The sequence below is a fragment of the Pseudomonas sp. Sample_16 genome, assembly GCF_004307665.1.
GTDB lineage: Bacteria > Pseudomonadota > Gammaproteobacteria > Pseudomonadales > Pseudomonadaceae > Aquipseudomonas.
Genome location: NZ_RCOB01000066.1, coordinates 49,266 through 71,124, shown reverse-complemented (window position 1 = coordinate 71,124; position 21,859 = coordinate 49,266). Strand labels below are relative to the sequence as shown.

The 21,859-nt window shown below is 59.1% G+C and carries 21 protein-coding genes and 1 tRNA gene; 9 read left to right on the top strand and 13 right to left on the bottom strand.

The genetic code is table 11. The annotated features are described in order from the left end of the window. Window positions 1-2: 2 nt before the first annotated feature. The 3 genes from D8U69_RS09495 to rfbC are packed head-to-tail and all read right to left on the bottom strand — an operon-like array spanning window position 3 to window position 3,784. Window positions 3-1,397 (bottom strand): sigma-54 dependent transcriptional regulator, encoded by a 1,395-nt coding sequence (locus D8U69_RS09495; RefSeq protein ID WP_130907187.1) that lies wholly within the window; start codon window positions 1,395-1,397, stop codon window positions 3-5. Further along, the gene (locus D8U69_RS09490) at window positions 1,394-3,202 is read right to left on the bottom strand and encodes an ATP-binding protein (protein ID WP_130907186.1); all 1,809 of its coding nucleotides are present in this window, start codon (window positions 3,200-3,202) and stop codon (window positions 1,394-1,396) included. The genes D8U69_RS09495 and D8U69_RS09490 overlap by 4 nt, the downstream gene beginning before the upstream one ends. Before the next feature lie 36 nt (window positions 3,203-3,238). Continuing rightward, window positions 3,239-3,784, bottom strand: a complete 546-nt coding sequence (gene rfbC, locus D8U69_RS09485; protein ID WP_130904487.1) for a dTDP-4-dehydrorhamnose 3,5-epimerase — start codon at window positions 3,782-3,784, stop codon at window positions 3,239-3,241. Window positions 3,785-3,914: 130 nt separating this feature from the next. On the opposite strand from rfbC, the gene D8U69_RS09480 reads away from it, so the two are divergent. The 8 genes from D8U69_RS09480 to D8U69_RS09445 all read left to right on the top strand — a co-directional run bounded on the left by D8U69_RS09480 (window position 3,915) and on the right by D8U69_RS09445 (window position 13,312). After that, window positions 3,915-6,827: an aminotransferase gene (locus D8U69_RS09480; protein ID WP_130907185.1), complete on the top strand. Its 2,913-nt coding sequence runs from the start codon at window positions 3,915-3,917 to the stop codon at window positions 6,825-6,827. Window positions 6,828-7,092: 265 nt separating this feature from the next. Next, the gene (gene aguB, locus D8U69_RS09475) at window positions 7,093-7,971 is read left to right on the top strand and encodes an N-carbamoylputrescine amidase (protein ID WP_130907184.1); all 879 of its coding nucleotides are present in this window, start codon (window positions 7,093-7,095) and stop codon (window positions 7,969-7,971) included. Window positions 7,972-7,976: 5 nt separating this feature from the next. Further along, window positions 7,977-9,083: an agmatine deiminase gene (gene aguA, locus D8U69_RS09470; RefSeq protein ID WP_056852131.1), complete on the top strand. Its 1,107-nt coding sequence runs from the start codon at window positions 7,977-7,979 to the stop codon at window positions 9,081-9,083. Window positions 9,084-9,328: 245 nt separating this feature from the next. After that, complete coding sequence (locus tag D8U69_RS09465; RefSeq protein WP_056852132.1) at window positions 9,329-9,541, top strand: hypothetical protein; 213 nt, start codon at window positions 9,329-9,331, stop codon at window positions 9,539-9,541. A gap of 462 nt (window positions 9,542-10,003) precedes the next feature. Then, entirely contained in the window at window positions 10,004-11,290 is a 1,287-nt protein-coding gene (locus D8U69_RS09460) for an OprD family porin (protein ID WP_056852133.1), read from the top strand. Window positions 11,291-11,687: 397 nt separating this feature from the next. Further along, window positions 11,688-11,906, top strand: coding sequence for a 4-oxalocrotonate tautomerase family protein (locus tag D8U69_RS09455; protein WP_056852134.1), 219 nt, complete (start codon window positions 11,688-11,690; stop codon window positions 11,904-11,906). Further along, window positions 11,903-12,559 carry a DsbA family oxidoreductase gene (locus D8U69_RS09450; protein WP_130904482.1) on the top strand — a complete coding sequence of 219 codons (657 nt, stop codon included), beginning with the start codon at window positions 11,903-11,905 and terminating at the stop codon, window positions 12,557-12,559. The genes D8U69_RS09455 and D8U69_RS09450 overlap by 4 nt, the downstream gene beginning before the upstream one ends. Before the next feature lie 42 nt (window positions 12,560-12,601). Next, a complete protein-coding gene (locus D8U69_RS09445) occupies window positions 12,602-13,312 on the top strand; it encodes an SDR family oxidoreductase (protein ID WP_130904481.1) in 711 nt (236 codons plus the stop codon). Window positions 13,313-13,376: 64 nt separating this feature from the next. Here the strand turns inward: D8U69_RS09445 and D8U69_RS09440 are convergent. The 6 genes from D8U69_RS09440 to D8U69_RS09415 form a co-directional block, all read right to left on the bottom strand. Then, window positions 13,377-13,452, bottom strand: a tRNA-Thr gene (locus D8U69_RS09440). Between the two features lie 475 nt (window positions 13,453-13,927). Continuing rightward, a complete protein-coding gene (locus D8U69_RS09435; protein WP_130907183.1) occupies window positions 13,928-15,157 on the bottom strand; it encodes a methyltransferase in 1,230 nt (409 codons plus the stop codon). Beyond that, window positions 15,138-15,827 carry an ABC transporter permease gene (locus D8U69_RS09430; protein ID WP_056852182.1) on the bottom strand — a complete coding sequence of 230 codons (690 nt, stop codon included), beginning with the start codon at window positions 15,825-15,827 and terminating at the stop codon, window positions 15,138-15,140. The genes D8U69_RS09435 and D8U69_RS09430 overlap by 20 nt, the downstream gene beginning before the upstream one ends. Next, entirely contained in the window at window positions 15,824-16,519 is a 696-nt protein-coding gene (locus D8U69_RS09425) for an ABC transporter permease (RefSeq protein ID WP_056852183.1), read from the bottom strand. Before D8U69_RS09425 ends, D8U69_RS09430 begins: the two co-directional genes overlap by 4 nt. A gap of 78 nt (window positions 16,520-16,597) precedes the next feature. Then, window positions 16,598-17,347, bottom strand: a complete 750-nt coding sequence (locus D8U69_RS09420; protein WP_056852184.1) for an ABC transporter substrate-binding protein — start codon at window positions 17,345-17,347, stop codon at window positions 16,598-16,600. A 13-nt stretch (window positions 17,348-17,360) separates the two neighbouring features. Then, window positions 17,361-18,134 (bottom strand): ABC transporter ATP-binding protein, encoded by a 774-nt coding sequence (locus tag D8U69_RS09415; RefSeq protein ID WP_007972784.1) that lies wholly within the window; start codon window positions 18,132-18,134, stop codon window positions 17,361-17,363. 552 nt (window positions 18,135-18,686) lie between these two features. On the opposite strand from D8U69_RS09415, the gene gabP reads away from it, so the two are divergent. After that, window positions 18,687-20,078 carry a GABA permease gene (gene gabP, locus D8U69_RS09410; protein WP_130907182.1) on the top strand — a complete coding sequence of 464 codons (1,392 nt, stop codon included), beginning with the start codon at window positions 18,687-18,689 and terminating at the stop codon, window positions 20,076-20,078. Window positions 20,079-20,154: 76 nt separating this feature from the next. Here gabP and vapC read toward each other — a convergent pair whose 3' ends face one another. From vapC to D8U69_RS09390, 4 genes are all read right to left on the bottom strand, one after another. Continuing rightward, complete coding sequence (gene vapC, locus D8U69_RS09405; protein WP_130907181.1) at window positions 20,155-20,562, bottom strand: tRNA(fMet)-specific endonuclease VapC; 408 nt, start codon at window positions 20,560-20,562, stop codon at window positions 20,155-20,157. After that, complete coding sequence (vapB, locus tag D8U69_RS09400) at window positions 20,562-20,792, bottom strand: type II toxin-antitoxin system VapB family antitoxin (protein ID WP_130904477.1); 231 nt, start codon at window positions 20,790-20,792, stop codon at window positions 20,562-20,564. Before vapB ends, vapC begins: the two co-directional genes overlap by 1 nt. Before the next feature lie 181 nt (window positions 20,793-20,973). Beyond that, on the bottom strand, window positions 20,974-21,426 hold the full coding sequence (locus D8U69_RS09395; RefSeq protein WP_130904476.1) for a hypothetical protein: 453 nt from the start codon (window positions 21,424-21,426) through the stop codon (window positions 20,974-20,976). Window positions 21,427-21,432: 6 nt separating this feature from the next. Next, on the bottom strand, window positions 21,433-21,849 hold the full coding sequence (locus D8U69_RS09390) for a hypothetical protein (RefSeq protein WP_056852188.1): 417 nt from the start codon (window positions 21,847-21,849) through the stop codon (window positions 21,433-21,435). Between the last annotated feature and the right edge of the window lie 10 nt (window positions 21,850-21,859).

Below are 21,859 nucleotides of genomic sequence, written 5' to 3'. Positions count from 1 at the left end.
GCTCAATCGAGGTCGTCGGTGTGGCTGGCGGCACCGCTGTCGGCGAAGCTCAGACCGTGTTTGCGCAGTTTGTCGTGCAAGGTCTTGCGCGGAATGCCAAGGGCTTCGGCAACGCTGCGCACCGAGCTGTGCGAGCGCGCCAGTTCCGCGGCAATCAGGGTTTTCTCGAAGTTTTCCACTTGCTCGCTCAAGCCTCCGCTGACCATTTCAACCACGGTCCCGACGGCGCCCTGCGGTTCATTGTTGTCCAGTGCCAGTTCCAGGCCGAGGGCGAAGCGTTCGGCAGCGTTTTGCAGTTCGCGCACATTGCCGGGCCAGGTGTGGCGCAACAGCAGTGCACGTTGCCCCGGCTGCAGTTCATGGGGCGGCAAGCCATGGCGAGCGCTGGCTTCATCGGCAAAATGCTGGAACAGCACCAGCGCATCTTCACCGCGCTCGCGCAGCGGTGGAATGCGCAGCGGCGCGACGTTCAGGCGGTAATACAGGTCGGCGCGGAAACGGCCCTGATCGGCTGATTGCCGCAGGTCTTCCTTGGTGGCGGCGATGATGCGGATGTCCAGCGGGATCAGTTGATTGCCGCCCAGGCGTTCGACCACCCGCTCTTGCAGCAGACGCAGCAGTTTTACCTGCACATCCAGGCTCATGCTTTCGATTTCATCGAGGAACAGCGTGCCGCCGTTGGCGAATTCGAACTTGCCGATGCGACGCTTTTGCGCGCCGGTGAAAGCGCCCGGTTCATGGCCGAACAGTTCACTTTCGACCACCGATTCGGCCAGCGCCCCGGCATTGATCGCCACGAACGGACCGTTACGCCGGCTCGACAGGTCGTGCAGCGCCCGCGCGACGACTTCCTTGCCGGCACCGGTTTCGCCGAGGATCAGCACGTCAGCCTTGGTCGCCGCCAATGCGCCGATCTGCTCGCGCAGGCGCAGCATCGACGGCGAATGCCCGACCAGGCGAGTGCTCAGCTCATTGCGATCGCTCAGTGCCAGACGCAGGCTGCGGTTATCCAGCACCAACCGGCGCAGGGCCAGGGCGCGGCGCACGCTGTCGAGCAGGGCGTCGCTGGCGAAGGGTTTTTCCAGGAAGTCATAAGCCCCGGCGCGCATGGCTTGCACCGCCAGCGGCACGTCGCCGTGACCGGTAATCAACAGTACCGGCAGCTCCGGGTCCTGGGCGTGCAGTTCGGTCAGCAGTTCGAGACCGTCCATGCCCGGCATGCGAATGTCGCTGACCACCACACCCGGCCAGTCACGTTCCAGTTGCCCGGACAGGCCCTTGGCTTCGGCCAGCGGCAGGATTTTCAGGCCGGCCAGATCGAGGGTCTGGCTCAAGGCCTGGCGCAGGTGGGGATCGTCGTCGATCAACACGACCTGAATGCGATTGTCGATGGTCATGCACTTCGGTCCTCGGACGGTTGCAGGCTCACACCGGGTGCGCCTGCGCGTAGCTTCAGGGTAATCAACGCGCCGCCCTCCTTGTGGTTGGCGAACGACAGTTCACCACCGAAGGCGCGCATCAGCGTCTCGCAAATGGCCAGGCCCAGGCCAAGCCCCTGAGTACGGGTCTTGGTGGTGTAGAAGGGCTCGCTGGCGCGACCAAGGGCTTCCATGCAAAAGCCGGGGCCGTTGTCGCGAATGTACAGGTGGACGCCATCGGCAGTGGTCTGGGCACTCAGCCAGAGTTTGCGTGGCGGACCTTTTTCCGTGAGGGCGTCGAGTGCATTGGCCAGCAGGTTGCCGAGCACTTGGCGCAGACGGGTTTCACCGGCTTCGACCCACAATGTCGCGGCAGGCAAGTCGCGGATCAACTCGACTTCCATGCTGCGTCGACGCTTGGCCAGCAAGGCCAGGGCATCGTCCAGCGCCGGTTGCAAGGCCACGCTTTCCGGCGCGTGGCGGTCGCGACGGGCGAAGGCCCGCAAGTGAGCGATGATCGACGCCATGCGCCCGGTCAGTTCGGCGATCAACTTGAGGTTGCCGCGGGCATCTTCGGTGCGTTGATGGTCGAGCAACACTTCGGCGTTTTCCGCGTAGCTGCGGATGGCCGCCAGCGGTTGATTGAGTTCGTGGCTGATACTCGCTGACATGGTGCCCAGCGCCGAGAGTTTGCCGGCCTGCACCAGGTCATCCTGGGCGCGCACCAGGTCCTGCTGAGCCTGCTCGCGTTCCAGCACTTCCTGTTTCAGGCGACGGTTGAGGCCTTCCAGATCGCTGGTTCGCTCGGCCACCCGACCTTCCAGTTCGCGCCGGGCCTTGGCTTCGAACGCGATACGTTCCAGGTAGTGACGGCGACGCTGCATCATCAGGCCGAGCAGCAGCATCAACACCAACAGCGTGGCGCCGCCGATGGCCACGACGGTGCGCACCGGGCGGTCGATCAGGGTGCGAGGGGCGAGGATGCTGACGTTCCAGCCGGTTTCTGCAATCGCTTGGGACTGGGTCAGCCAGGCATTTGGATTGAGTTTCAACGGTCGCGGATCACGGGTTGGATAGGGCTGGATCGCGCTGATTGCCTTGCGCTCTTCTTCGCTCAGCGGTCGGGTCGCGCGAAAACGCCATTCCGGCCGCGAGGTGAGGATGACCACGCCGTTGTGATCGGTCAGCAGCAGTTGTTCCGGGGTTTTGCCCCACAGGCTTTCGGTGTGGTCGAGGTCGACCTTGACCACCAGCACTCCGGTGATTTTCTCGCCATTGCGCACCGCTGCGGCGAAGAAATAGCCGCGTTTGGCCGAGGTGGTGCCCAGCCCGAAGAAACGTCCCAGGCGCCCTGCCATCGCTTCGCTGAAGTACGGGCGGAAGGAGAAATTGCGCCCGACGAAACTGTCGTGCTTGTCCCAATTGGAGGCGGCCAGCGTCTTGCCCGTGGTGTCCATCAGGTACATGACTTCGGCGCCGGTCTGCGTGCTGATGTTTTTCAGCAGACGATTGGCATTGCCCTGGGTGACGCTATCGTCGGGAGCGCCGAGTACGGCGCGCAGGGCCGGCAGATCGCCGAGAATCTGTGGCAATACTTCGTAGCGGTGCAAAGTGCCCAGCAGGTTGGCGACGTACAGGTCGAGGGTCTGGCGATTCTGCCCGGCCAGTTCGCTGCGGTAGTAGCGCTCGGCCAGATGCTCGAGCGGCCACAGCAACGGCGCCAGGCACAATGCCAGCAGCGCCAGGCTGCGCCAGCGGGGTCTGCGGGGGAGGGTCGGAGTCATGAGCATCGAGCGCCTGTGGATATCGACGCATTATGCCTAGGCAAAGACGTCGGCGTCCTTGAAGAGTGTTGCATTCTGATCCCTGGGCGACAGTTGTGGTGCGCAGTCCAGTTGCCAATCGATGGCCAGGTCCGGGTCGTTCCAGCGGATGCTGTGTTCGGCGGCCGGGTTGTAATAGTCAGTGGTTTTGTAGAGGCACTCGGCAACCTCGCTCAACGCCACCAGGCCGTGAGCAAAACCTTCGGGAATCCACAGTTGGCGACGGTTTTCGGCGGACAGGCGCACCGCAATCCACTTGCCGAAGTGGGGCGAGCTGCGGCGGATGTCCACAGCCACGTCGAGCATTTCGCCAATGACCACGCGCACCAATTTGCCCTGAGTGTTTTGCAACTGGTAATGCAGGCCTCGAAGTACGCCTTTCTTCGAGCGGGAATGATTGTCCTGGACGAACGTGGGGGCCAGCCCCGTTGCTTGCTGAAAAGCGCGGGTGTTGAAGCTCTCGAAAAAAAAGCCGCGCTCATCGCCCATGACGGTGGGTTCAAGGATCAGCACACCGGGCAGGTCGGTGGTGACGGCTTTCATGGCTTTCTCCAGAAATGGGCTAATGCCCGACATTCTTGCGCAAGGGGCCGATCGAAGCGAGGGGTGGGGGTTGCGTATCGTCTTCGGCAGTGGCGATATAGGCGCCTAAAAACATTTCAGGGGTCGTTGTATGCCGCTCGCCACGTTGATTCATCGCGCCAGTTTGCCCAGCCCGCAAGTGTCTGCGGAGCAAGCGCTAGAGCTGTTGCAGGAGCATTACGGACTGAGCGGCAGATTGCAGGCCCTTGGCAGCCAGCAGGACCTCAACTACCGCGTCGATAGCGAGCAGGGCCGGTTTGTTCTGAAAATCTGTCGCGGAGACTACTCGGCACTGGAGTTACAGGCCCAGCATGCCGGGCTCAAACATTTGGCGCAGCACCCCGACGTGCATGTGCCACGAGTGATCGCGGCCAAAAACGGTGCGGATCTACTCTCGCTCAATGTCGCGGGCCAGGCGGTACATGTGCGCCTGCTGGACTACATCGAAGGCCAGTCGCTGACCCACCTCGAATACTTCAACTCCACGGTGGTGGCCGGTTTCGGTCGCTTGTGCGGCGAGATGGACCTGGCACTGGCGGATTTCGACCATCCGGGGCTGGTGCGCACGCTGCAATGGGATGCGCGCCACGCGCAGGCCCTGATCGCGCATTTGTTGCCGGTCATCCAGGACGACAACCAGCGCCGGCTGATCGCCGAAGCCGCGGAACAGGCAGAACGCCGTCTGCAACCCCTGGAAGACAAGCTGCCTGTGCAAGCCATTCACATGGACATCACCGATGACAACGTGGTGTGGCAGCGTGATGCCCAGCGTCATTGGCAGTTGCAAGGCGTGATCGATTTCGGCGATCTGGTGCGCACCTGGCGCATCACTGACTTGTCGGTAACTTGCGCGGCGCTGTTGCATCACGGCGAAGGCGATCCGTTCTGCATACTGCCGGCGGTGCAGGCCTATCATGCGGTGAATCCGCTGACCCACGAGGAGTTGCTGGCGTTGTGGCCGCTGATCGTCGCCCGTGCCGCGGTATTGGTACTCAGCGGTGAACAGCAGGTCAGCATCGATCCGGGCAACACCTACAGCCGCGATAATTTGAGCCACGAGTGGGAGATTTTCCGCGTGGCGACTTCGGTGCCGCTGGCGCTGATGGAAGCGGCCATCCTGACGGCGGTTGGCCAGAACCTGCCGGACATTGGCAGTGAAGGTTTTGCGCCGTTGCTGCCAAGCCTGGTCGGGCGTGAATTTGCCTTGATTGACCTGGGCGTTCTCAGCCCGCACTTCGAAGCGGGGAACTGGGAACAAGCAGGCACCGATCAGCGATTGCTCGACGAAGCTGCCGCCGTCCACGGTCTGGCGGCCAGTCGGTACGGGCAATACCGGTTGTCCCGCACCCGTCCGGATTGCGCCGCCGAACCGGACACTTGTCCGTTGCACGTCGAGTTGCGGGTGCCTGCGGGCACGACGATCGAGGCACCCTTTGCCGGCGTGGTTCACCAGCCGTTGCCGGATGTGCTGCAACTCGACGGTCCACAACTGAGCGTGCGGCTCTGGGGTGTCACGCCGTCATTGCATGCAGGTGCGGCGTTGGTCAAAGGCCAGGTGTTGGGCTCGGTCAGCGGACCGCTGATCGTGCAGTTGTGCCGAGGGTCTTCGTTCAGTGCGCCGTTGTTTTGCACGCCGTCGCGTGCGGCAGCGTGGCAGGCATTGTGTCCGTCACCGGCAGCATTGCTGGGCCTGGCCTGTGATGCGCAAATAGAGCTCGACTCGCAAACCCTGCTGGCCCGCCGCGACGCCAGTTTCGCCCGCACACAAAAACACTATTACGTCGACCCGCCGCGTATCGAGCGCGGCTGGCGCAATCACCTGATCGACATGCAGGGCCGTTCCTACCTCGACATGCTCAACAACGTCGCGGTGCTCGGCCACGGTCATCCACGCATGGCCGCGGTCGCCAGCCGTCAGTGGTCGCTGCTCAACACCAACTCGCGGTTCAACTATGCCGCGGTCGCGGAGTTTTCCGAGCGATTGCTGAAGCTGGCGCCGGATTCCATGGACCGCGTGTTCCTGGTGAACAGCGGCAGCGAGGCCAATGATCTGGCGATCCGTCTGGCATGGGCTTACAGCGGCGGTCGCGACATGCTCAGCGTGCTTGAGGCCTATCACGGCTGGACGGTGGGTGCTGACGCGGTGTCGACGTCGATTGCCGACAATCCCAAGGCCTTGAGCAGCCGTCCGGACTGGGTGCATCCGGTGACCGCCCCGAATACCTACCGCGGCGAATTCCGTGGGCCGGACAGCGCGCCGGACTACGTGCGCAGCGTCGAACACAACCTGGCGAAAATCGCCGAACAGAAGCGCCAACTGGCCGGTTTCATTTGCGAGCCGGTGTATGGCAATGCCGGCGGTATCTCGCTACCGCCGGGTTACTTGAAGCAGGTTTACGCAATGGTTCGCGCCCAGGGCGGCGTGTGCATCGCCGACGAAGTGCAGGTCGGCTATGGACGCATGGGCCATTTCTTCTGGGGGTTCGAAGAGCAGGGCGTGGTGCCGGACATCATCACCATGGCCAAGGGCATGGGCAACGGCCAGCCCTTGGGCGCGGTGATCACTCGCCGGGAAATCGCCGAAGCGCTGGAGGCCGAGGGCTATTTCTTCTCATCGGCGGGCGGCAGTCCGGTCAGTTGCCAGGTCGGCATGGCGGTGCTGGATGTCATGGAGGAAGAAAAACTCTGGGAAAACGCCCAGGTCGTTGGCGGGTACTTCAAGGAACGCCTTGAAGCGCTGATCGATATTCACCCGTTGGTGGGTGCCGTGCATGGGTCCGGGTTTTATCTGGGGGTCGAGTTGATCCGCAATCGCGAGACCCTGGAGCCGGCCACCGAAGAAACCACGGCGCTGTGCGATCGCTTGCGTGAACTGGGGATTTTCATGCAGCCGACCGGTGATTTCCTCAACGTCCTGAAGATCAAGCCGCCGATGGTGACTTCCCGCCAGAGCGTGGATTTCTTTGTCGACATGCTCTCGAAGGTGTTGTCGGAAGACCTGTAAACACCGGCCCCCTGTAGGAGCGAGCCTGCTCGCGATGAGGTTGTGACAGTCACAGAATTCGTGGCTGAAAAACCGCTATCGCGAGCAGGCTAGCTCCTACAGTTTTTGGGGTTTTAGTTCGATTGTTATCGGGTTTAAGTGGGTATTTTTAGACGCAAGGCATATTTATCGCTTTAAAAGCCGATTTTTATCGGATATAAAGTCGCCATTGCCAGGGCGTGGATCAACCATGCCCAAACGTCACGCACTTGCCCGGAGATGATCCATGAGCCGTATCGTTACCGTCGCCGCCACTCAGATGGCCTGTTCCTGGGACCTTGAAGGCAACATCGAAGTGGCTGAACGGCTGGTCCGTGAAGCCGCCGCCAAAGGTGCACAGATCATCCTGATCCAGGAACTGTTCGAGGCGCCGTACTTCTGCCAGAAGCCCAATCCGGATTACCTGCAACTGGCCACGACGGTGGAAGACAACATCGCGATCAAGCATTTCCAGAAAGTCGCCAGGGAACTGCAAGTGGTGCTGCCGATCAGCTTCTACGAATTGGCCGGTCGCGCGCGTTTCAACAGCATTGCAATCATCGATGCCGACGGCAGCAACCTCGGGATTTATCGTAAAAGCCACATTCCGGACGGTCCCGGGTATCACGAGAAGTATTACTTCAACCCGGGTGATACCGGCTTCAAGGTGTGGAACACCCGCTACGCGAAAATCGGCGTGGGCATCTGCTGGGATCAGTGGTTCCCTGAAGCTGCGCGCAGCATGGCCTTGCAAGGTGCGGAAATCCTGTTCTACCCGACCGCCATCGGTAGCGAACCGCACGACAAGACTATTTCGTCCCGTGATCACTGGCAGCGTGTGCAACAGGGCCACGCCGGCGCCAACCTGATGCCGCTGATTGCCAGTAACCGCATTGGCAACGAGGAGCAGGACGGCTACGACATCACGTTCTACGGCTCGTCGTTTATCGCCAACCAATTCGGCGAGAAGGTGCAAGAACTCAACGAGACCGAGGAGGGCGTACTGGTCCACAGTTTCGACCTCGACAAACTCGAACACACTCGCAGCGCCTGGGGTTCCTTCCGCGACCGCCGTCCGAACCTGTATGGTGCTATCAAAACCCTCGACGGATCCCTGGAGTCCTGACTGCCATGACCACTTTGAACAGCACCCCTCGCGCAGACGGCTTCTACATGCCGGCCGAGTGGGCACCGCAAACCCAGACCTGGATGGTCTGGCCCGAGCGCCCGGACAACTGGCGCCTGGGCGGCAAACCGGCGCAAGCCGCGCACGTCGCGGTAGCCAAGGCCATTGCCCGTTTCGAACCCGTGACCGTGGCGGTTTCCGCCGGCCAGTATGAAAACGCCCGCGCCCGCCTGGACGTGCCGAATATCCGCGTTGTCGAGATGTCCAGCGACGACGCCTGGGTCCGCGATACCGGCCCGACATTCGTCATCAACAACAACGGCGAAGTCCGTGGCGTGAACTGGGATTTCAACGCCTGGGGCGGTTTTGACGGTGGCCTGTATTCGCCATGGAATCGCGACTCGCAGGTGGGCGGCAAGATCCTCGAGATCGAGCGCAGCCCGCGCTATCGCACCGAAGGCTTTGTGCTCGAAGGTGGTTCGATCCACGTTGACGGCGAAGGCACGTTGATCACCACCGAAGAATGCCTGCTCAACCGCAATCGCAATCCGCACATGAACCGCGCGGAAATCGAAGCGGTGCTCAGTGCCAACCTGGCTGTGGATAAAATCATCTGGCTGCCTGACGGTCTGTTCAACGATGAAACCGACGGCCATGTGGATAACTTCTGCTGCTACGTGCGTCCCGGCGAAGTGCTGTTGGCCTGGACTGACGACCCGCAGGACCCTAACTACCCGCGCTGCCAGGCGGCGATGAAAGTGCTGCAAAGCAGCACCGACGCAAAAGGGCGCCCATTCACAGTGCACAAAATGCCGATTCCGGGTCCGCTGTACGCGACCGAGGAAGAATGTGCCGGTGTCGATCCGGTGGATGGCACCCAGGAGCGCAATCCGTCGGTACGTCTGGCCGGTTCTTACGTGAATTTTTTGATCGTCAACGGCGGCATCATCGCACCGAGTTTCGACGACCCGCTTGATGGTCCGGCAAAAGAGATTTTGCAGAACCTGTTCCCCCAGCACGAAGTGGTGATGGTGCCTGGCCGCGAACTGTTACTGGGAGGCGGCAATATCCACTGCCTTACCCAACAACAGCCAGCGCCGCACAAAGAGTGAGTGCAGTTGTAACAGCTTGAGTTCATTGCTAAATCGGCTCAGGCAAACGTTTTCGTACTTTGCATCGCCCAAAGCCCGCAGCCACCAAGGACTGCGGGCTTTTTTGTATCCGCTGGTCGACCATCCAGCCACATTGGCATAGCTCTTGTATTGCACATGGGGCAAAACAGGGAGGGGAGAACTCAGTTGTTCTGTCATAAACCTTGGATAAGTTAGCCGCTCACAAACCGGGAGAGAGCGCTGAAATGAACGCCGAAGTGAATGTAGTGAGCGAGCGGGCAATGCATCCCCTGGCGGTAAACAGCGAATCGCTCCAGATTCTGGCGCATTGGTTCAAGTCCAATGGAACGCGTCCGATCAGTGAAACTGATCCGCGCCGGACGATGATCGAGCGCTACCCCGCTGGTTTGTTCAGCGAGGCGGAACTGGATGCGTTGTGGGATGTGATGGAAGGATAAAAAGAAAAACAACGGATTGATCAAAAAAAAAGCGCTGCCAGGATGGCAGCGTTTTTTTTTGCGCGAAGTTTAGCGATCACCATTGCTCTTGTCGTTTTAGAGATTTTAGTTACCGGTTATCACCCTATATCCCGCTGTGGCGCCCACTGAATCGTCGATTGTGGAGCGTCAAGTTTGACTGGGGAAATACAGTGCAATTGAATGTTTCTGCCGCGTAAAGGGCTTTCTTAGATGTTTTTCGCCTAATTCCAGACGATTCATGAAATTGACACATTGTGGAGACCGCAGCTACGATTCTGCCCAACGCCTGTGGCCAACCGCCATGCCTAAAAAAAATAAGAAAAAGGCCCGCCGCGAGAATTCGTGTGCGGGCCTTTTTGTTTGCGGAACGAAAAAAGAGCGCGATAGTGCCGTTTCAGCCGTTCGACACAGCGCGTTTCAACCCGTAATAAGGAAAACAAAATGTTGAACAAGCGAATCAGTTTGATCGCTCTGGGGATTTTGAGCGCTACACAGGCCATGGCTAACGACCAGGCCGAATCCAAGGGATTTGTCGAAGACAGCAGCCTCAAGGTGCTGCTGCGCAACGCCTACATGAACCGTGATTACAAGGATGGGCGAGCCGACAAAGCCGAGTGGGGCCAAGCGGCCATCGGTACCTTCTCTTCCGGCTTCACTCAGGGCACTGTCGGTGTGGGCGTGGATGCCTTTGGTCTGTACGCGCTGCGCCTGGACGGTGGCAAGGGCAAAAGCGGCGCTCAGGGCATCGATTTCTTTAAACAAGGTGACAGCGGCAACGCAGCGGACGATCTGTCCAAGGGCGGCGCGGCCGTCAAATTCCGTCTGTCCAGCACCACACTGACCTATGGCGACCAGATGCCGGCCCTGCCGGTATTGAGCTACGACAACGTGCGTCTGCTGCCGGAAAGCTACACCGGTACTTTGATCACCTCCAAGGAGATCAAGGGCCTGGAGCTGAATGCCGGTCGCTTCACCGCTGAATCGCGCAAGAGCGCTGAAGGTCGTGACAGCGGCGGCTTGAAGTCGATCAACGTGTTGGGCGGCAGCTATCAGTTCACCGAACAATTCAAGGCGTCCCTGTACGCATCGGACGTCGAAGACGTGCTGAAGAAGCAGTACGTGAACGCCAACTACGTGTTCCCGCTCGCCAAGGATCAGTCCCTGACCCTGGACTTCAACGGCTACCGTACCAAGCTGGACGATTCCTACGTTCGCGACAACGGCGTCACCGGCGATGACAACAAGATCTGGAGCCTGGCAGCCACCTTCGCCACCGGTCCACACTCGTTCACGCTCGCGCACCAGCGCAGCACCGGAGACAGCAACCTGGGCTATGCCTACGGCGGCTACCAAAAAGAACAGAACCGCATCGGCGACGGTGGCAATACCATCTACCTGGCGAACTCCTACTGGTCCGACTTCAACGCCGAAGACGAACGCAGCTGGCAACTGGGCTACGGTCTGGACTTCACGACCTTCGGTGTTCCAGGCCTGAGCTACAACTTCGCCTACGTGCGCGGTGACAACATCACCACGTCCACCAGCGAAGGCGGCACCGAGCGTGAAATCTTCAACCAGTTCAAATACGTCGTACAAAGCGGCCCGGCGAAAGACCTCAGCGTGAAACTGCGCAGTTCGATCCTGCGCGTGTCGCAGAAGTCGAGCGAGTACAACGTCAGCGGTAACGAAGTGCGTGTGTTTGTGGATTACCCGATCAATATTTTCTGATGATGGGTTGCGGTATCGAGGCCTGATTCAAGGCTGAGTGTCAAAGCAAAGCCCCGACGGGTTCGTAATGCAGTTCACTTAACGACGAACACGATACCCGTGGCGAGGGAGCTTGCTCCCGCTGGGCTGCGCAGCAGTCCCTTTTTGGGCCGCTTCGCGCCCCAGCGGGAGCAAGCTCCCTCGCCACAGAATGCTGATGTTCTCTTAAGTGAACTGCATTGCGACTGGTTCGGGGCTTTTTGCTGGCTTTCAAATTCGATCATCCTCAGATCTACTCATTACACTGCGTTACTAATGATGTTCCCATCCCCATCTTTATCCCCTCCAGCTAACGCCATACATTGAGCTCCAACGCCTCTCCCATCATCCCGACGGGAAGGTCACTGGAGTTTCCCTCATGCCTTTCGTAAGCGTACGCATCACCCGCGATGGCGTTACCACTGAGCAGAAAGCTCAGGTGATTGCCGAGATCACTGAAACACTGGAGCGCGTGCTCAACAAACGCCCTGACCTGACCCATATCGTGATCGAGGAAGTCGATACCGATAACTGGGGCTACGCCGGGATCACCACCACTCAGTACCGCAAGCAGCTGGCGGAAGAGGGGCAGTCATGACGCCGTCGGTCACCATCGATTTCGTCTCCGATGTGGTGTGCCCATGGTGCGCTCTGGGCGCGACGGCGCTGGAGCAGGCGATCGAGAACGTAGCGGGTGAGGTGTCGGTCGAGCTGACTTACAAGCCTTTCGAGCTCAACCCGAGCATGCCACCCGAAGGCGAAAAAGCCGTCGAGCACTTGATGCGCAAGTACGGACGTACCGCTCAGGACGTCGCCAATGGCAAAGCGATGCAGATCGAGCGCGGCAATGCCATCGGCTTCAAGTTCGACCTGGAAAAACGTACGCACTTCTACAACACCTTCGACGCTCACCGCCTGCTGCTCTGGGCGCTGGAAGAAGGACGCCAGGTGGCACTGAAGAAGATCCTGTTGCGTGCCTACTTCAGCGAAGGCGCGAACCCGAGTGACCAGTCGACGCTGGTGCGCCTGGCAGGTGAAGCCGGGTTGGACGAGGAGCGCGCACGCCAGGTGTTGGCATCCGGCGAATTTGCTGCCCAGGTGCGTGAACTGGAGACGTTTTACCAACAGCACGGCATCAATTCGGTTCCTGCCATGGTGTTGAACGGTCGGCACCTGGTGTCCGGTTCGCAATCGGTCGAGTACTACGAACAGATGTTGAGACAAATGGCCAAGGCATCTGCCGAAGCCTGATTCATCAAATTTCAAACCCCACTTTAGTTAGAGGTATTTATCATGAGCAATTCGAAAAAAGTTGTCGTAATCACTGGCGCATCCCAAGGTCTGGGCGATGGCATGGTCAAGGCTTTCCGTGAACTCGGTTATCAAGTCGTCGCCACCTCGCGTTCGATCAAACCTTCGACCGATCCTGACATTCTCACCGTGGCCGGCGACATCGGCGAACCGCAAACCGCCCAGCGCGTAATCAGTGAAGCAGTCGCCCGTTTCGGCCGCGTCGACACCCTGGTCAACAACGCGGGCATCTTCGTCGCCAAGCCATTCACCGCGTACACCGCTGAAGACTACGCCAACGTGCTGTCGGTGAACCTCAACGGTTTCTTCTACATCACCCAGCTGGCCATCAACGAGATGGAGAAACAGGGTAGCGGCCACATCGTCAACATCACCACCAGCCTGGTGGACCACGCCATCGACGGCGTGCCATCGGTACTGGCATCGTTGACCAAAGGTGGCTTGAACGCGGCGACCAAATCCCTGGCCATCGAGTACGCAAAACGCGGTATCCGGGTAAACGCGGTCAGCCCTGGCATCATCAAGACCCCAATGCACGGCGAAGAAACCCACGCCGCCCTGGGCGCGCTGCACCCGGTCGGGCACATGGGCGAAATCGATGACATTTCCCAAGCCGTCGTGTACCTGGACAACGCCAAGTTCGTCACTGGCGAAATCCTCCACGTCGATGGCGGGCAGAGCGCGGGTCACTAAGCTCTGACTGGTAAATGCCAGAAACAACAAAGCCCTCGTATTTCTACGAGGGCTTTGTTTTGTATGGTGCCGGCACCAGGAATCGAACCCGGGACCTACTGATTACAAGTCAGTTGCTCTACCATCTGAGCTATACCGGCGTGTCAGGGCGACGATTATAGCGATTGGGCAGGTTCTGTAAACCCCTGAATTCTGACTATTTTTGCGCAAGCCTCTGTTGCTGATTTCTGACACGCCCGAGTCGTCATCGGGCCTTGAGAAACGCCCTATCTGGCGGAGTTGGTAGACAGCCGCTGGTGCCGTTCAAATTCCCCTGTCCATGCCGGCTGATTCGCATTTCTCGAAGGCGAGTCAGCTTCTGCATATTCTGCCCATGCCGACCCAATTCTGGCAGTTATGTCCTTTTGATTGAATGCTTATGCACAACGGATTTTCAGATGCACGGGATTTGATGAGGATTTGTGGATTCGTTCTCATCTGTTCGCAAATGCCTGTTTTTCGGGTTTTTTATTGGGCTGTACGAAAACTGAACAGATTGGTTTCACCCCTGAAACAGCTGTAAATATTGGATCCACGATAATTTCATCAACAGAGTTATCCACAGGCTGTCGCGTTTTATGGGAGTTCTGCCAGTAACAGTAGATTTCGGGGTGTGAGCGGGCTTTCGCAGAAGGTTCCGAGGCGAACCGAGTATCCCTGTTCAACAAGGAACAGCGCTCGATCCAGAACCAGCCACATTTCCAATGGGCGTCGGAACAGCCCGCGCAGTAGCTCCAGATTGCGCACGTGCGCCAGTCGTTGCCAGCCAGCGGCTTCACGTGCCGACCAGTCTTGCGGGGCGATTGTGGATAACTCTTTGAGTTCGGCCAAATGATGGCAGTAATCGGCGAAGGATTTGTCCAGCCAGGCGGTGGGCAGGGAGGGGGTTGGCAGATACTCGTCGATGCCCCGCAGTTCCCGTTGCAGCAGATCGAACCCCAGGCGTCGGGCCATGGACAGGTCGCGTTGACGACGAACGCGAGCGCCAGCGGTGACGGTTTCGCTCATGGGCAGCGCGAGATCGTCGAGCGACAGTTGCAGGCCGCAGCGTTGGGCGGCAGAGGACATGGGGGCGTAATCAACCAGGCTTGTCCGGTTGTAACAGCAAGGAGCGATTGCGAGCTGCCTGCAGCCAGAGGCACTGGCCAGCCGAATCAATCGTACATGCAGATCACCGCAAGCGTGCAGGGCAACGGGTGTGTGCTCAGAGCCCAGTAACGAGGCCGCGGTGGTGTCGAGCACGTCTTGTTCAACATGCAACGCATGCAATTGATGCCGTTGACTGAGGGCCTGGCCGCTGGCAACCAGCGCAGGGTCAAATTCCAGGCAGGTCAGCTGTTGGCCTGCTTGCAACAATCGGCGTCCAAGATGCCCTTTGCCCGAGCACCAATCCAGCCAATGCCCGGGAGCATCGGCGAATTGCAAGCGGCTGGCGAAGGCTTCGATTTGTTGCCACTTGCGTCCCGGTACGTCGACATTCAATCGATGACCCGCTGTGGCGAGAGTATGGGCGGGCAGTTCACCCACGGCACTGAGTGCAGCAGACATCGCCGCCAATGATGCAAAGGGTTCCGGCGCGTTCAGAAGGGCTGGTTGGTTGTGAGCGTGTTCCGCATCTTCCAATGACCGCCCGCGTAGCCAGGCTGCCAGTTCCGGGTGGGACATTTCCCACGGCAGCTGAAGATGTGTGAACGGTCGAGGCTTCCACAGGGCCTGATGTTCTATCAGAAACGCATCCAGGCGCATGAAACGGGCGAGCAGGGCCTCGCCCGTCAATACTTGTGAGTCAACGTCCCTGGCAGGCATCGACGCGCAACCAGCGCTCCAGCAGCTTGAAGCCGCGTACCAGCACATAAGCCATCAACAGGTAGAACATGCCGGCGGCGAAGAAGATCTCCACCGGCAGGTAGGTCCGGGCGATGATGGTTCGCGCCATGCCGGTCAGTTCGAGCAAGGTCACGGTGCTGGCCAGGGCGCTGGCCTTGAGCATCAGAATCACTTCGTTGCTGTAGGCCGGTAGGCCGATACGCGCCGCGCGCGGCAGGATGATGTAGATCAGCGCCTTGGTCTTGGACATGCCCAGCGCTCGGGCGGCTTCGATCTCGCCCGGTGGAATCGCCTGAATGGCGCCGCGCAGGATCTCGGCGATGTAGGCAGCGGTGTGCAGGGTCATGGTCGCGGTGGCGCACCAGAACGGATCGCGCAGGTACGGCCACATCGAGCTGTTTCGGATCACATCGAACTGCGCCAGGCCGTAGTAGACCAGGAACAATTGAACCAGTAGCGGCGTACCCCGGAAAAAGAAGATGTAACCGTAGGGAAACGCCCGCACCCACCACAGGCGCGAAGAGCGGGCGATGCCCAGCGGAATCGCCAGCAGCAGGCCGGCGATCACTGCGATGGCCACCAGTTCCAGGGTCAGGGTGGCGCCTTGAGCCAGTTTCGGCAGCCACTTGATGATCACTTCCCAGTTCATTGGGTGCTCCTCGCGAAGCCGCGAGCGGCGCGTTTTTCCAGGAAGTACATGCCAGTCATGGCCAGAACGGTCAGGCCCAGGTACATGAACGCGGCGACCATATAGAAGGTGAACGGTTGTTTGGAGACGGTCACGCCGATTTGCGCGTGACGCATGATTTCTTCCAGGCCGATCACCGAAACCAGCGCGGTGTCTTTCATCAGGATCATGAACAGGTTGCCCAGGCCGGGCAGGGCGATGCGCCACATCTGCGGCATGATCAACTTGGTGAAAATGCGCCACTTCGACAGGCCCAATGCCACGCCGGCTTCACGATGGCCTTTGGGGATGGCGAGGATCGCGCCGCGAAATACCTCGGTGGCGTAGGCACCGAAGCACAGGCCCAGCGCAATCACGCCGGCGGCGAAGGCGTTGAGTTCAAGGTCGGGGTTGCCGAAAAACTCACCCAGGGCACGCATCAAATTGACCGTGCCGAAGTAGATCAGCAACACCCAGAGCAATTCCGGGATGCCGCGAACCAGGGTCGAGTAAGTGCCGCCAAGCCATTGCAGAGGCTTGTACGGGGAAGTCTTGGCCAAGGCACCGAGCAGACCGAGCACCAGCCCAAGGCACAGGGCCGAGAGTGCCAGTTTCACAGTCATCAGCGCGCCAGCGGCGAGCGCCGGGCCGAATCCGTAGAGGTCGATAATCATGGATTTCTTTTCAAATCGCGGCAGGCAATGCCAAGAACCGGCGCCGTCAGAAGGCGGCGTCGGTCCGGCAGGTCAGTATCAATAGATGCTGAACGGGAAGTACTTGTCGTTGATCTTCTTGTAGGTACCGTCAGCAACGATTTCTTTCAGCGCGACGTTGAGCTTCTCGCGGATCGGGTCGCCTTTACGTACGGCAATACCGATCTTGTCGCTTTCTTCTACCGGGTCACCCTTGAATTCATAGGATTTGCCGGCGTCGCTTTTCAGCCACTCGTAGTTGACGTATTTGTCGGCGAGGATGCCGTCCAGACGACCGGAAGTCAGGTCGAGGTAGGCGTTTTCCTGAGTGTCGTAGAGCTTGATGGTGATGTCGTCACCATAATTGTCTTCGAGGAAGGTGCCGGCGAGGGTTGCGCGTTGTGCGCCGATGATTTTGCCCTTCAGCGCAGCCTTGTCGGTTTTGAAATCGACGTTTTTCGGCGCGATGAATTGCAGTTTGTTGGAGTAGTACGGGTCGGTGAAGTCCACCGCTTGCTTGCGCTCGTCGGTGATCGACATCGAGGAGATCAGGAAGTCGAACTTCTTGGCGTTCAGGGCCGGAATGATGCCGTCCCAGTCGGAGGTGACAACGGTGCACTCGACTTTCATCTTGGCGCACAGGGCGTCGCCGATCTCTTTGTCGAAGCCGACGACATTGCCACTGGCATCTTTATTGTTGAACGGCGGGTAAGCCGCTTCGATGCCCATCTTCAGGGTTTCGGCCATGGCACCGGCGCTGAACGCGAGGGTGACGGCGGCAGCCAGGAAGACCTTTTTGAAGTTCTGCATGTGGGTAGCTCCGTTAGCGGTTGCTGGACATGAATTGTTTGCAGCGCGCCGAAAGCGGGTTTTCAAACACCTGCTGTGGCGATCCTTGCTCTTCTACCAGGCCCTGGTGGAGGAACACCACTTCGCTGGAGACCTGACGGGCGAAGCCCATTTCGTGGGTCACGAGCAGCATGGTGCGGCCTTCTTCGGCCAGTGCGCGGATGACATTAAGTACTTCCTGGACCATTTCCGGGTCAAGCGCGGAGGTCGGCTCGTCGAACAGGATGACTTTGGGTTGCATGGCCAGGGTGCGGGCGATGGCCGCGCGTTGTTGCTGGCCACCGGACAATTGCGCCGGGTAGGCATGGCGCTTGTCGGCGATGCCGACCTTGGCCAGCAGGGCTTCGGCCACTTCGATGGCTTCGGCCTTGCTCTGGCCGAGCACGCGGCGCGGGGCTTCGATGATGTTGTCGAGCACGCTCATGTGCGGCCACAGATTAAAGTTCTGAAACACAAAACCAATCTCGCTGCGCAGACGATTGATCTGCTTGCCGTCGGCGGCCACCAGTTCGCCGTTTTTCGCGGCTTTGAGCTTGAGCTCTTCGCCGGCCACCAGGATCTGGCCCTGATGCGGGTTTTCCAGCAGGTTGATGCAGCGCAGGAACGTGGACTTGCCGGAGCCGGAGGAGCCGAGGATCGAGATCACATCGCCGTCGCGAGCGGTCAGCGAGATACCTTTGAGCACCTCAAGCGAGCCGTAGCGTTTGTGCAAGTTGCGGATTTCAAGCGCGGGCGTGGCCTCAGCCATGTGCGTTCCTCATTATGTGTTTCGCTCCTGCTGTTGGTGGCCTTCCTGGCGAGGCGGCCAAGCTAGCATAGCGTTTCCAAGGCAGCCAACAGCGCTGGGGGCAGTAAACGGGTGGCATGTGGCAGGTTGTCGCATCGGCACAGCAGACTGTCGCCCCATCAACAACCGAACAGCCGTTTGAACCTGAGTTTCAATTCAAAAACCCAGTGGCTTTCACAAAAAGGGCGCGATGTTGCCAGCTTTGGCAGGGGGTGGGAAGCGCTAACCGGCCAAACGCACTTTTATTGTGCGCTGAGCGTTTTTGAAGTGTGTTTCTGTTGCCTTGATGCGTTCCTGAAAGTGGGTCGCGGGGTAACGTTCTGGCAAATTGCCATTAATCTCAATGACTTGCGAAGACTGTCCGGTCAGGATGAGATCACCGGATTAGAAGGTTTTGAAATATTTTGGCGCAATTATTGCGTGCAGATTCCGGAACGCCCCGTTTGTTTCTTTTTACAAGAGAGAATCTTCGGGAGCTGCACGCATTCGCTTTTCCTTACAAAGGTAGTTTCAATGAGCAGTACCCAAAGCTCTAACGGCCTCGAACAGGGGCTTAAACCGCGTCACGTGACCATGCTGTCGATCGCCGGGGTTATCGGCGCCGGCCTGTTCGTGGGCTCGGGCCACGCTATCGCTGCTGCAGGCCCTGCCGTGCTGTTGGCCTATGCCGCCGCTGGCATGCTGGTAGTGTTGGTGATGCGCATGCTCGGTGAAATGGCTGTTGCCTCGCCGGACACCGGCTCCTTCTCGACATACGCCGATCGGGCGATCGGTCACTGGGCCGGTTTCACCATCGGCTGGTTGTACTGGTGGTTCTGGGTTCTGGTGATCCCGCTGGAGGCCAACGCCGCTGCAACCATTTTGCATGCCTGGTTCCCGGGTGTGGACATCTGGGCCTTCGCTCTTGTGATCACCATGCTGCTGACCGTGACCAACCTGTTCAGTGTGAAGAACTATGGTGAGTTCGAGTTCTGGTTCGCCCTGATCAAAGTCCTGGCGATCATCGGCTTCATCATTCTCGGCGTAGCGGCAATCTTCGGCTTCCTGCCGAACAGCCAGGTCAGCGGCGTTTCGCACCTGTTCGATACCCAGGGCTTCCTGCCAAACGGCATGGGTGCGGTGTTGGGCGCGATCCTGACCACCATGTTCTCCTTCATGGGCACCGAGATCGTGACCATCGCGGCCGCGGAGTCGAAAAACCCTGGCAAGCAAATCTCCAAGGCCACCAATTCGGTGATCTGGCGGATCGGCTTGTTCTATCTGGTATCGATCTTCATCGTTGTGGCCCTGGTGCCATGGAACGACCCTGTACTGGCAAGCCTGGGCTCCTACCAGACCGTGCTTGAGCGCATGGGCATCCCGAACGCCAAGATGATCGTCGACATCGTGGTACTGGTTGCTGTGACCAGTTGCCTGAACTCGGCGCTCTACACCTCTTCGCGCATGTTGTTTTCCCTGGGCAAGCGCGGCGATGCACCAGCCGTTTCCACCCGCACCAACAAAAGCGGCACGCCTTACTGGGCGGTGATGTTGTCCACGGGCGCGGCATTCCTGGCCACGTTCGCCAACTACGTGGCACCGGCTGCGGTGTTCGAATTCCTGCTGGCCAGCTCCGGTGCCATTGCATTGCTGGTGTACCTGGTGATCGCGATCTCGCAACTGCGTATGCGCAAGCAGCGCATGGCTCGCGGTGAAAAAATCGTCTTCAGCATGTGGCTGTTCCCGGGCCTGACCTACGCGGTGATCGTCTTCATCGTCGCGGCCCTGACCATCATGTTGTTCCAGGACGCCCACCGTGTGGAAATCCTCGCAACAGGCCTGCTCAGTGTTCTGGTAGTGGCTTCCGGTTTGCTGGTGGCTCGCCGTCGCAAGCTGCAGAAGGCGGGTGCGGTGGTACTCAACTGATTCGTAGCGCATGACGCAAAAAAACGGCCGCTGTCAGTGATGACAAGCGGCCGTTTTTTTTATGTCTTCATTAAATTCAACGGGGATGCACCCAGTCCTCTACGCGTAACCCAGGAACCCGTTCAAATTCCCGCAGGTTGTTCGTGACTACGATGAACCCACGTGAGCGCGCGTGGCCGGCGATCATTTGGTCGTATGGGACGATGGGTGTTCCAGCCTTCGCCAGCTCGGATCGAATTATTCCGGTATGCGCGGCCGCTTCATTGTCGAAAGGCAGGACCTCAAGGCGGGCTGCCAAACCCTCGATGACGGTAAGGTTTTTTTCTGGTGCTGCTGACTTTTCGGCGCCGTAGATCAACTCCATGAGGGTGACAGCACTGATGCATAGCTGCCCGTCATGGCGGTTGAAGGCCTCTCTGACGATTTGCGGTTTGTTCTTGATGGTGAATATGCAGATGTTGGTGTCGAGCATGTATTTGATCATCAGAACGACTCGCGCTCCTGATCGGTGGGTTGGTCGCGATCAGGCATGAAGTCAGCACTCACGCTATCCCCGTCGAACCAGCTATCCCATGTTTCTTCGGCGGGGGTAATGAGGCGGGATCGGCCGATGGCGATTACGTTGACGCGTTTTACGTCGCTTGGCATGGCTACGGCTTTGGGAAGGCGAACGGCCTGGCTGCGATTGCTCATGAAAAGGGTGGTCTGTTCCATTTTTGCCTCCTCCGCCATTGTGGGGTGTACTCCAAAGAGTAGATTTTTTTGTGGATATGTCAATGGGATATACAAAGCGGGTGGTGAGTGAGGTCTCTGATCATTCTGACTGGCCGCTTCACAAAAAACGGCCGCTGTCAGTGGAGACAAGCGGCCGTTTTTTTTTGCCGAAACCCGGTAGTTATTCGGCTTTTTCTTCCGATGCTTCCAGCGACCGGCTGTAGATGTCCAAGGCATCGCCGAAGTCGGTGATGAATTGCGGCTCGCTCAGCCAGGCCTGGGCGGTTTCGCGGTCCATGCCGTCGGCCCACATGCGGTAATCGATCAGCATGTCGGCGGCCAGGTGAGTCGCGGCCATGCCTTCGTCTTCGGCGTTTTCCATGTCCAGCAGTTCTGGATGGTCGATGATGATGAAGGCCAGGTTGGTCAGCAAAACTGAGAGCATTTCACTGCGGCTGATGGCTTCCGCATCGCGCATCTTGCTGAACATCGCCAAGGTGTATTCCGGGATCGGCTCGGCGAGGTGGCCGAGATCATCGTCCAGGTTCGCGGGTTTTCTGCCGACCATGCGGATTTGCTTGGCTTTGGCTTTTGCGCGCTTGGCGCGTTTCTGTTGCTTGTTCAGGGAGGCCATGGGAGCTCAGTTCGGTTTCTGTTGGGTTTGCGCGGCGATAGCATCGGAGGCTGCCACGTAGTCGGCCTGGAAGGCCGGCGATTCGATCCACGCCAAGGCGCCGGCTTCGTCGGTTTCGGTGGACCATTGGCGATACTCGATCAGCGCCGCCAGGATGAAGTCCATCGCGCCTTCTTCGCCTTCCTGTTCGTAGACCAGTTCCAGCAACGGGTCTTCGAGGAAAGCTACACACATGGCTTGCTGGCTGACTTTCTCGGCGTCGATCATTTTCTTGAACAGTTCAGTCAGGTCGACTGACTCGAAGTCGATACGGTCATCGTTCGGGTCGAGTTCGACCGGCGCGGCAGCGCGTTGTGTGCGGTTCTGCTTGGCCTTGGCCTTGGCGCGGGAGGCGCGTTTTTGCTGCTTGTTGGCGGAGGCCATGGAGGTTGTT

What these genes read in the sequence shown, in the direction of transcription:
- D8U69_RS09435 (WP_130907183.1), bottom strand. Translation starts at nt 15,157, where the DNA reads ATGCCTGCCAGGGACGTTGACTCACAAGTATTGACGGGCGAGGCCCTG.
- vapB (WP_130904477.1), bottom strand. Translation starts at nt 20,792, where the DNA reads ATGGAACAGACCACCCTTTTCATGAGCAATCGCAGCCAGGCCGTTCGC.
- D8U69_RS09390 (WP_056852188.1), bottom strand. Translation starts at nt 21,849, where the DNA reads ATGGCCTCCGCCAACAAGCAGCAAAAACGCGCCTCCCGCGCCAAGGCC.
- D8U69_RS09490 (WP_130907186.1), bottom strand. Translation starts at nt 3,202, where the DNA reads ATGACTCCGACCCTCCCCCGCAGACCCCGCTGGCGCAGCCTGGCGCTG.
- D8U69_RS09395 (WP_130904476.1), bottom strand. Translation starts at nt 21,426, where the DNA reads ATGGCCTCCCTGAACAAGCAACAGAAACGCGCCAAGCGCGCAAAAGCC.
- D8U69_RS09430 (WP_056852182.1), bottom strand. Translation starts at nt 15,827, where the DNA reads ATGAACTGGGAAGTGATCATCAAGTGGCTGCCGAAACTGGCTCAAGGC.
- D8U69_RS09445 (WP_130904481.1), top strand. Translation starts at nt 12,602, where the DNA reads ATGAGCAATTCGAAAAAAGTTGTCGTAATCACTGGCGCATCCCAAGGT.
- D8U69_RS09465 (WP_056852132.1), top strand. Translation starts at nt 9,329, where the DNA reads ATGAACGCCGAAGTGAATGTAGTGAGCGAGCGGGCAATGCATCCCCTG.
- D8U69_RS09415 (WP_007972784.1), bottom strand. Translation starts at nt 18,134, where the DNA reads ATGGCTGAGGCCACGCCCGCGCTTGAAATCCGCAACTTGCACAAACGC.
- D8U69_RS09480 (WP_130907185.1), top strand. Translation starts at nt 3,915, where the DNA reads ATGCCGCTCGCCACGTTGATTCATCGCGCCAGTTTGCCCAGCCCGCAA.
- D8U69_RS09450 (WP_130904482.1), top strand. Translation starts at nt 11,903, where the DNA reads ATGACGCCGTCGGTCACCATCGATTTCGTCTCCGATGTGGTGTGCCCA.
- vapC (WP_130907181.1), bottom strand. Translation starts at nt 20,562, where the DNA reads ATGATCAAATACATGCTCGACACCAACATCTGCATATTCACCATCAAG.
- D8U69_RS09495 (WP_130907187.1), bottom strand. Translation starts at nt 1,397, where the DNA reads ATGACCATCGACAATCGCATTCAGGTCGTGTTGATCGACGACGATCCC.
- aguA (WP_056852131.1), top strand. Translation starts at nt 7,977, where the DNA reads ATGACCACTTTGAACAGCACCCCTCGCGCAGACGGCTTCTACATGCCG.
- D8U69_RS09455 (WP_056852134.1), top strand. Translation starts at nt 11,688, where the DNA reads ATGCCTTTCGTAAGCGTACGCATCACCCGCGATGGCGTTACCACTGAG.
- aguB (WP_130907184.1), top strand. Translation starts at nt 7,093, where the DNA reads ATGAGCCGTATCGTTACCGTCGCCGCCACTCAGATGGCCTGTTCCTGG.
- D8U69_RS09425 (WP_056852183.1), bottom strand. Translation starts at nt 16,519, where the DNA reads ATGATTATCGACCTCTACGGATTCGGCCCGGCGCTCGCCGCTGGCGCG.
- gabP (WP_130907182.1), top strand. Translation starts at nt 18,687, where the DNA reads ATGAGCAGTACCCAAAGCTCTAACGGCCTCGAACAGGGGCTTAAACCG.
- D8U69_RS09420 (WP_056852184.1), bottom strand. Translation starts at nt 17,347, where the DNA reads ATGCAGAACTTCAAAAAGGTCTTCCTGGCTGCCGCCGTCACCCTCGCG.
- D8U69_RS09460 (WP_056852133.1), top strand. Translation starts at nt 10,004, where the DNA reads ATGTTGAACAAGCGAATCAGTTTGATCGCTCTGGGGATTTTGAGCGCT.
- rfbC (WP_130904487.1), bottom strand. Translation starts at nt 3,784, where the DNA reads ATGAAAGCCGTCACCACCGACCTGCCCGGTGTGCTGATCCTTGAACCC.